At 64.4% G+C, this 7,815-nt stretch carries 8 protein-coding genes; 4 read left to right on the top strand and 4 right to left on the bottom strand.

Annotation, left to right across the window (positions count from 1 at the left end):
- The first annotated feature begins 193 nt into the window (after window positions 1-193).
- From Q0X68_RS12625 to Q0X68_RS12635, 3 genes are all read left to right on the top strand, one after another.
- Window positions 194-1,273: a branched-chain amino acid aminotransferase gene (locus Q0X68_RS12625; protein ID WP_297752427.1), complete on the top strand. Its 1,080-nt coding sequence runs from the start codon at window positions 194-196 to the stop codon at window positions 1,271-1,273.
- Between the two features lie 42 nt (window positions 1,274-1,315).
- Window positions 1,316-1,915 carry a hypothetical protein gene (locus Q0X68_RS12630; protein WP_297752430.1) on the top strand — a complete coding sequence of 200 codons (600 nt, stop codon included), beginning with the start codon at window positions 1,316-1,318 and terminating at the stop codon, window positions 1,913-1,915.
- Window positions 1,916-2,069: 154 nt separating this feature from the next.
- Complete coding sequence (locus tag Q0X68_RS12635) at window positions 2,070-2,615, top strand: hypothetical protein (protein WP_297752433.1); 546 nt, start codon at window positions 2,070-2,072, stop codon at window positions 2,613-2,615.
- 24 nt (window positions 2,616-2,639) lie between these two features.
- On the opposite strand, the gene Q0X68_RS12640 is transcribed toward Q0X68_RS12635, so the two are convergent.
- Window positions 2,640-3,104: a hypothetical protein gene (locus Q0X68_RS12640; RefSeq protein ID WP_297752435.1), complete on the bottom strand. Its 465-nt coding sequence runs from the start codon at window positions 3,102-3,104 to the stop codon at window positions 2,640-2,642.
- Between the two features lie 73 nt (window positions 3,105-3,177).
- Entirely contained in the window at window positions 3,178-4,065 is an 888-nt protein-coding gene (mshB, locus tag Q0X68_RS12645) for an N-acetyl-1-D-myo-inositol-2-amino-2-deoxy-alpha-D-glucopyranoside deacetylase (protein ID WP_297752438.1), read from the bottom strand.
- Between the two features lie 184 nt (window positions 4,066-4,249).
- Between mshB and Q0X68_RS12650 the strand changes: the two genes are divergently transcribed.
- The gene (locus Q0X68_RS12650) at window positions 4,250-6,589 is read left to right on the top strand and encodes a glycogen-debranching protein (protein ID WP_297752441.1); all 2,340 of its coding nucleotides are present in this window, start codon (window positions 4,250-4,252) and stop codon (window positions 6,587-6,589) included.
- 511 nt (window positions 6,590-7,100) lie between these two features.
- Here Q0X68_RS12650 and Q0X68_RS12655 read toward each other — a convergent pair.
- Together Q0X68_RS12655 and Q0X68_RS12660 are read right to left on the bottom strand one after the other, a co-directional pair.
- Complete coding sequence (locus tag Q0X68_RS12655; RefSeq protein WP_297752444.1) at window positions 7,101-7,568, bottom strand: hypothetical protein; 468 nt, start codon at window positions 7,566-7,568, stop codon at window positions 7,101-7,103.
- An 11-nt stretch (window positions 7,569-7,579) separates the two neighbouring features.
- Window positions 7,580-7,815, bottom strand: a 236-nt coding sequence (locus Q0X68_RS12660; RefSeq protein WP_297752447.1) for a DNA/RNA non-specific endonuclease, incomplete at its 5' end; no start/stop codon positions are given.

The following is a 7,815-nucleotide window of genomic DNA, read 5'->3' on the forward strand; positions in this document are numbered from 1 at the left end:
CAATGTCCTGACACAGAAACGTCACCCATGTCCTGAGACATCACACCGCTCAGTTGCCGCACAGGTTGCCCCTGCCTGGCGGCGGCGGGGCCGGCACCGGAGCCACCCCCGAACCACATCCGACGGGGTCCGCGCCGGGTCGATTGGTGAACCGGCCGCCCACGAGGCGGCCTACCCGACTACCCTTGCGGCCATGAGCGAATTCGTCCTGCACCGCACCACGTCCCCGACGAGCGAACAGCGCCGAGCGGAGATTCTTGCCAACCCAGTGTTCGGCCACTTCTTCGTCGACCACCAGCTGCTCGCGGAGTACGTGCCGGAGCGCGGCTGGACGAACCAACGCATCGAAGCCATGGGCACCTGGCAGATGCACCCCGCCGCCGCCGTCCTCCACTACGGCCAGGAGATCTTCGAGGGGCTGAAGGCCTACCGCCACGCCGACGGCTCCGTTTGGCTGTTCCGCCCCGACGCGAACGCCGCCCGGTTCGCCCGCTCCGCCAAGCGCTTGGGTATGCCCGTCTTCCCGGAGCAGGACTTCGTCGACGGCATCCGCCAGCTCGTTGAACTCGAACAGGACTGGGTGCCCGACCCCGCCGGCGAGCAGGCCCTCTACATCCGCCCGTTCATGGTGGCCTCCGAGCCTTACCTGGGCGTGCGGCCCGCCTCCGGCTACACCTTCTGCGTGCTCGCCTCCCCCGTCGGCGCGTACTACGACGAGCCCGTCACCCTCTGGCTCACCCCCAACTACACCCGCGCCGCCCCCGGTGGTACCGGCGCCGCGAAATGCGGCGGCAACTACGCCGCGTCGTTGGAAGCCGCCATGGAAGCCGAAGAACACGGCTGCGGCCAGGTGCTGTGGACCGACGGCGCCGAGCGCAAGTACATCGAGGAGTGCGGCACCATGAACTTCATGTTCATCACCGCCGATGGCACCCTCGTGACGCCGGAACTCACCGGCTCCATCCTCCCCGGCATCACCCGCGATTCCATCCTCAAGCTCGCCCCACGCCACGGCCTCACCCCAGTGGAGCGACGGGTCACCGTCGAGGAACTCTTCGACGGTGTGCGCTCCGGTGAGATTGTCGAGGCCTTCGCGTGTGGGACGGCCGCCGTCGTGACGCCCATCGTCGGTTTCAAGGCGCCGGGCGACGTGCATCATGTCGTCGCCGACGGCACCCCCGGCGCCAAGACCGCCGAGATTCGTGCGGCGCTGGTGGACATTCAGTACGGTCGTGCTGAAGACCCATTTGGGTGGACGCAGCGCGTCGCCTGAACCACCTGACTCCGACGAGCCCTGCCCGAGGACGGAGCACGGATGAGTAATCAGCATCACCGGAAGCCGATGGGCGCCTCCGACCCGCAGCCGGGAGCGCCGCGAATGTTGCAGCCGGGCACGGGCCGATCGAAGACAGCGCCGGCCTCCCTCCTGCGGATCTTCGGCGTCCTGGCGCTCATGATCGGCATGGTGCTCCTCATCTTCGGAGTGTTGAACCTTGTGCGTCACATTTCCGACGACGTAAATTCGCAGCGCTTCTCAGACTTGACGAGCGTCGTACTGGCGGGCGGGGAGGAACGCACCGTGTGGGTGGAAGGGCCGCCCTCCGACAACGACGACGAGTACCCGCCGGTGGACGCGTGCCGAGTGCTCGGACCGGACGAGCAACCCGTGACGCTCTCAGCGCAGCCCCGCTCGAAGATGACCAACAACGGTGTGACCGCACGCACTGTCGGAACGTTCCAAGCTGGGCCCGCTGGTGGCGAATACACCGTCGAGTGTGATGGACACGAGGGCAGACTCACCGATCCACCAGACATCGCGGGACTGGTCAAGTTCGCCTTCTCCATTGTCGGAGGGTTCCTGCTGATCCTCTGGAGCGTGTTCCTGTTCTTGCGTGCAAGGAGGCGCTTTCGCTGACGAGGCCAACAGGGTTTGCGCGACTGAACGCACGCCAGATGCATATTTTGACCGTGTAAGGCCCGTTTTCGGCATCTGGCGTGCGCTCAGTCGCGCCAACGCGAGATGCCTGACCCGCTCGCATGCGACAGTGGTACACGCAAGGAGGGAGCCCATGAACCATCCGAACAACCCCCAGTGGCCTGGACAGCCGCCGCACGAATCGGTCAAGCTCAAGAAACCAGGCACGGGTTTCATGATCTTTGGCAGCGTGCTGATCGTAGTGGCCCTCATCCTCGGCGTCGGGGGGTTCGTAGGCGGCCTCAGCTTCGCGATCCCCAACTCCGACGAAGTGCAGCGAGTGGATGGCTCCCTCAAGGTCCAGCTGGCCGAAGGCGAAGAACGAACGGTGTGGAGACCAGAAGGATCGAACGTAGCGTGCCGTGTACTTGATGAATCGGGCGAACCCGTGGACATGAGGTTGAACGGTTCCCTGAACTTTACGAACAGCCAAGGCTCGTTCGTGTCCATCGGCAAATTTGCAGGCAAGGGCGAATACACCGTCGAGTGCGAACATGGCGTCGGCGCAGTGTCCCCGCCACTTGGCCTGGAAGCCCTGCTTGGTGGGATTGGCGCGCTCCTCCTCGGCCTGTTCGTCGGCTTCGCAGGCGTCGTCGTGCTCATCATCGGGCTGGTTATTCGCGTTACCCGACGACGCTAGCCCCCGCTTAACTCACCTCCCGCGCTAGTGCGTGGCGAACGCGTCCTTCATCTCCTCGGGCCCCCAGGCGAGCACCTGCACGCCCGCGTCGGCCTCGAGGCGAACGGCCATGCCCCGCCCCACCCAGACGGTGACCTTGCCGGAGTGGGCATATCGCTCGTAGCGTGCCTCATCGGCACTTCCTTCGACGGCGCTCCTCACGGCCGCGGGGTCGTCGTCGGTCATCACGAGCATTGCTTCCGTGCTCGCGGTGACGCGCGCGTCGGCCGGCACCCGGACGCCCTCGGGCACGAGCACCGACTGGGTACCGACGGTGATGGTGTCGAGTTCGATCTCGGAGGCGAAGTCCTCATTCCACGCCCTGGATGGGTGGGGTAGCGACGCCTGAGGATGCGACGGGGCAGAGCTCATCGTCGCGGTGGGCGCACCGCACGCGACGAGCGCCGCGCAGCAGCACCCCGCGAAGATCGGACGCACCAGTCGCATCATGCAGCCAGTGTAGGCAGCCGCCGAAGGGGCCCCTGAGCAGGCCGACTCCCCGCAGCGTCAGGGCAGCGAACCGCTACAGCTCCAGCCCGGCGAACAGGTCGTCGTGCGGAATATCCGACGGTGGGAAAGGCACGCCGGACGCGTAGACGTACGCCTCTCCGGCGCCATCCAGCTGATTCACCATGCCGTGGAAGCGCCAGAACACGTCGTCCATATTCACCTGGCTCGGGTGCGAGCCGAGCGCCTTGCGGGTGACGTCGTAGAACTCCCCGATGGGCACCACGCAGACGATGTCGCGCTCGGGCGGGCCGAACGAATCCGGGTAGCGCTCAACGCCGTCGAAGAGGTCGGGGAATTCCTTCTTGGCAAGCGGATACGCCTTCTTCCACATCATGGTGTTGTGGACGCTCCACACCATCCGCGACACCGTCCATGGCTCGCCCAGATCGGGGCGATGCGCTGCGGTGCCTGCCAGCGCGACGGCGTACGTCGCCACGCGGTGGGCCTGGATGTGGTCTGGGTGACCGTAGCCACCGAACGGGTTGTAGGTGGAGACCACCTGGGGCTTGCGGTCACGAATGATCTCGACGAGGAAGTTCGCCGCCTCGAGTAAGTCCGCATGCCAGAAGGCATTGCTGGGGGAGATGTCGGGCACGATGACGGTGCCGTCGGGGGAGCGGTCCATGCCGGTGTCGTGGTAGCGACCGGCGCCGCCGAGGAACACCTGGTCGGTGAGCCCCATGTGCGCCATCGCCTGCCCGAGTTCGGCGATGCGGTGCTCGCCCAGCTCGGTCTCGGAGAGATGTTCGAGTTCGGGCACCAAGATCTCGCCGCGCTCGCCCAACGTACAGGTCACCAGCGTGACCTGCGCACCAGCGGCGCAGTAGCGCGCGATGGTGGCGGAGGACTGGCTGGACTCGTCGTCGGGGTGCGCATGCACGAGAAGTAGGCGTCGATTCACGCATCGAATCATAGGCACGTCGGGGGCGCACCATCCAACCTCGTTCAAGTATTTGAGAAAGACCGCGCCGCGCTATTGGCCAGGCGTGCGCCCTCGCACGGCAATGTTGAACGTTTGGTTACCAACAGCCACGCCGGGCGTCGCCAACGAGCGGGTTGCGACAACTTGAGGCAAGATGGTCAGTATGAACATTGTTCCTCTCGAACAGGATGCCTGGGCCGACGCCACCTGGCCGCTCGGCGCCCACCCCCACGCCGACGGGGTCACCTTCGCGGTGCACGCCCCCGACGCCACCCGCATCCTCCTCGCGATCTTCGACGCCGCGATCGGCGCCGACCCGCTCGCCACCTACGACCTCGCCAAGTGCAGCGACGGCGTATGGCGCGGCAAGCTGCAGGGCCTCGATCTCGGCACCTTCTACGGGTTCCGCGCCTGGGGCCCGAATTGGCCGTCGGTGGATGCATGGACGCCCGGCACGGCGGAGGGATTCGTCGCCGACCTGGACGAGAAGGGCAACCGCTTCAACCCCAACAAGCTGCTGTTCGACCCGTACGCCCGCGAGATCACGCACTCGGTGTACGCCGACGAGATCGCCGACCTCGGCTACGACGACGGCATGTTCGGCACGGGTGCCGACGACTACCACGGTGCTCCTCGTCGGGAATGGGACACCGCGAAGTACGCGCCGAAGGGCGTCATCGTCGCGGAGCCGCCCGCGGTCAGCCGCAAGCCGCGCCTGCCGGAGGAGGACGCCCAGATTTACGAGGTGCAGGTGGAGCAGCTCTCCGGCCACGAATCGACGGGGCGCCTGCGCGAACTGCTTGCCGACCAGCCAGGCTTCGAGGACATCGTCGATATCCCCGAGGAGTACCGCGGCACCTACAAGGGCGCGGGCATGATGGCCCCCTACCTCAAGGGCCTCGGCATCACGACGGTGGAGTTCCTGCCCATCCACGAGACGAACCACTCCGAATCGCGGCGCGAGGGGAAGTCGAACTCGTGGGGGTACATGACGCTCGGCTTCTTCGCGCCCAACCGCCGGTACTCGTCGGACCAAACCCCCGGCGGCCCCACCCGCGAGTTCCGCGAGATGGTGGACGCCTTCCACGAACACGGCATCGAGGTGTACCTCGACGTTGTGTACAACCACACCGCCGAGGGCGGCAACTGGTCTGGGGATGTGAACACGACGGGGTTCACGTCGCTGGGCGGTTTCGCGTGCAGCGAGTACTACTCCATGACGAACGACCTGCGGCTCGTCGACGGCGCCACCGGCACGTCGAATCAGCTCAACTTCTCGTCGCAATCCGCCATTGACTTGGTGCTGGACTCGCTGCAGTACTGGACGGTCGACATGCACGTCGACGGGTTCCGCTTCGATCTTGCGACGGTGCTTGGCCGTAAACCTGCCGACGCCGACCCGGAGGATTGGGGCGCCCAGAAGCGCTTCTTCACCGACCATCCGCTGCTCACCCAGATCGCCGACTTCGCGGAGCGCGAACAGATCGAAGTGATCGCCGAGGCGTGGGACCTGTGGGGCTACGAGGTGGGCAACTTCCCGCGCGGCTGGGGCGAGTGGAACGGGCGCTACCGCGACGCCATCCGTCGCTTCACGAAGGGCGACGGTAACAACCGCGAGTTCCTCGAGATGGTGAACGGCGACTACCACCACTTCCAAGACAACGGTGGCGCGCAGAAGACGGTGAACTTCATCACCGCCCACGACGGCTTCAACATGGCCGACCTCGTGAGCTACCAGGAGAAACAAAACCACTGGGACTACCCGTTTGGCCCCTCCGATGGCGGCTCCGACAACAACCTCTCGTGGGATTCCGGCGGCTCGCACACGCTGCGCCGCCAGCGCCTGCGCAACCTGTGGACCATCCTGCTGTTCTCGCGCGGCGTGCCGATGGTGGTGGCCGGCGACGAGTTCGGGCGTACCCAAAACGGCAACAACAACCCGTGGGCGCTGCACTCACCGGCGATGTGGAACAACTACGCCATGATCCCGACGAACAAGCCCCAGCAGGTGCCGCTCGGCCATGGGTTCGACGTCGGATATCACGACAACCTGGGCGAGTTCCAGACCGAGGAGAACATCAACGGCCTCTTCCGGTTCGCGCAGTTCCTGCTGGGCGTGCGTAAGCGCCACCAGGCGTTGCGCCAACGCAACTGGGGCAACTTCGAGGTGGACGACGGCGACGTCACCTACCTCTGGCGCTCGCCCGACGGCGGGAAGCCCGAGGATTCCGCCCGCGCCGTCGCACTCGGCATCAACGCCCCGGAAGAAGATTTCTACGTGATGGTCAACATGGACAGCCACACCGTCGACTTCCAGGTGCCGAAGGCCCGCGACGGGTGGCAGTGGCGGCGGCTCATCGACACCTCGCTGCAATACGAGCCGCAGTGGAACTTCTGGCAGGAAGGCACCGGCGACATCGTCGTCGGGGGCCAGGCGCTGCCGGCGTGGTCCGTCGCGGTGTGGCACGAGACGCAGAAGGATGCGCCGGGCACGGAGGACTGAGGGAAGAGCCGTCGGCGCCGAAGGAGATTGGCCTTAGGGGCGGCGGAGTCGTTGCCGGTGGCTTCGAGCCGTTCGATCCATTTGAAGACGAGGCGGCCAAATGGTGCTTGTTCTTCTTCTGGGATGCCTGGTTGGAGGTCGCCGTAGTGGAAGTCTGCGGTGAAGTCTTGGTCTTCGGGCCGGAAGCGTAGGATCATGCGGTCGGGGATTCGGTCTGGTTGGGATTCGTCGTAGAGCCCGTACCAGCAGTCGAGTTGTTGGCGGTAGAGGCTTCGGAGGGTGTCTTCGTCGTAGTCGAAACCGTCGAGTACTTTGTGTAGGTCGTGTACGAGGTAAGGCTTGCCGTTGATGCGATAGATGGTGGCCGGGGCAGCGGATCTGGTGCCGTTGGATTGGATGTGGAGCCAGAGGGTCTCGATTTGTGGTGAGTTGTTGGCGTAGTCGTAGGCGTCCCAGACGAAGTGGGGTGCGTATTTTTCGAAGGCGTCTTGGAAGCTCATGGTGTGGTGGGTTAGGGGGCGGCGGAGTCGTTGCCGGTGGCTTCGAGCCGTTCGACCCACTTCTTTATGATGACGCGTGGTGCGGATTTCTCTTCTTCTGGGATGCCTGGTTGGAGGTCGCCGTAGTAGAAGTCTGCGGTGAAGTCTTGATCTTCGGGCCGGAACCGTAGGATCATGCGGTCAGGGACCTGGTCTGGTTGGGACTCGTCGTAGAGCCCGAACCAACAGTCGATTTGCTGGCGGTAGAAGGATCGCATCTGCTCATCGTCGTACTTGAAATCGTCTAGTGCTTCGTCGAGGTCATGGGCGAGGTAGAGTTTGCCGTTGATGCGATAGATAGTAGCTGTAGTGGCGGATTTGGTGCCGTTGGATTCGATGTGGAGCCAGAGCATCTCGATTTGGGGTGAGTTGTTGGCGTAGTCGTAGGCGTCCCAGATGAAGTGGGGCGCGTATTCTTCGAAAGCATCTTGGAAACTCATACTCAGGATTCCTAAAAGTTGACGATGGGGTGGGATGGCTGGGCTTTCCCGTCGATGATTTCTGTGATTTCGAAGCCGATGGGGCGTAGTCCGTTTTTGTCGTAGAGGATGTCGATGTCGACGTCGAAGACTTCACCGGCCTTGAGGCGGTTGGCCCAATCGTTTTCGATCTTTTTCATGTCTGACAGGTTGACGTTGTCGAGTTGTGCGACGATGTTGTCTAGTCTGCCAGAGCCGCCGAAGATGT

Origin of the sequence: uncultured Tessaracoccus sp., assembly GCF_947286155.1 — a bacterium.
Taxonomy (GTDB): Bacteria; Actinomycetota; Actinomycetes; order Propionibacteriales; family Propionibacteriaceae; genus Arachnia.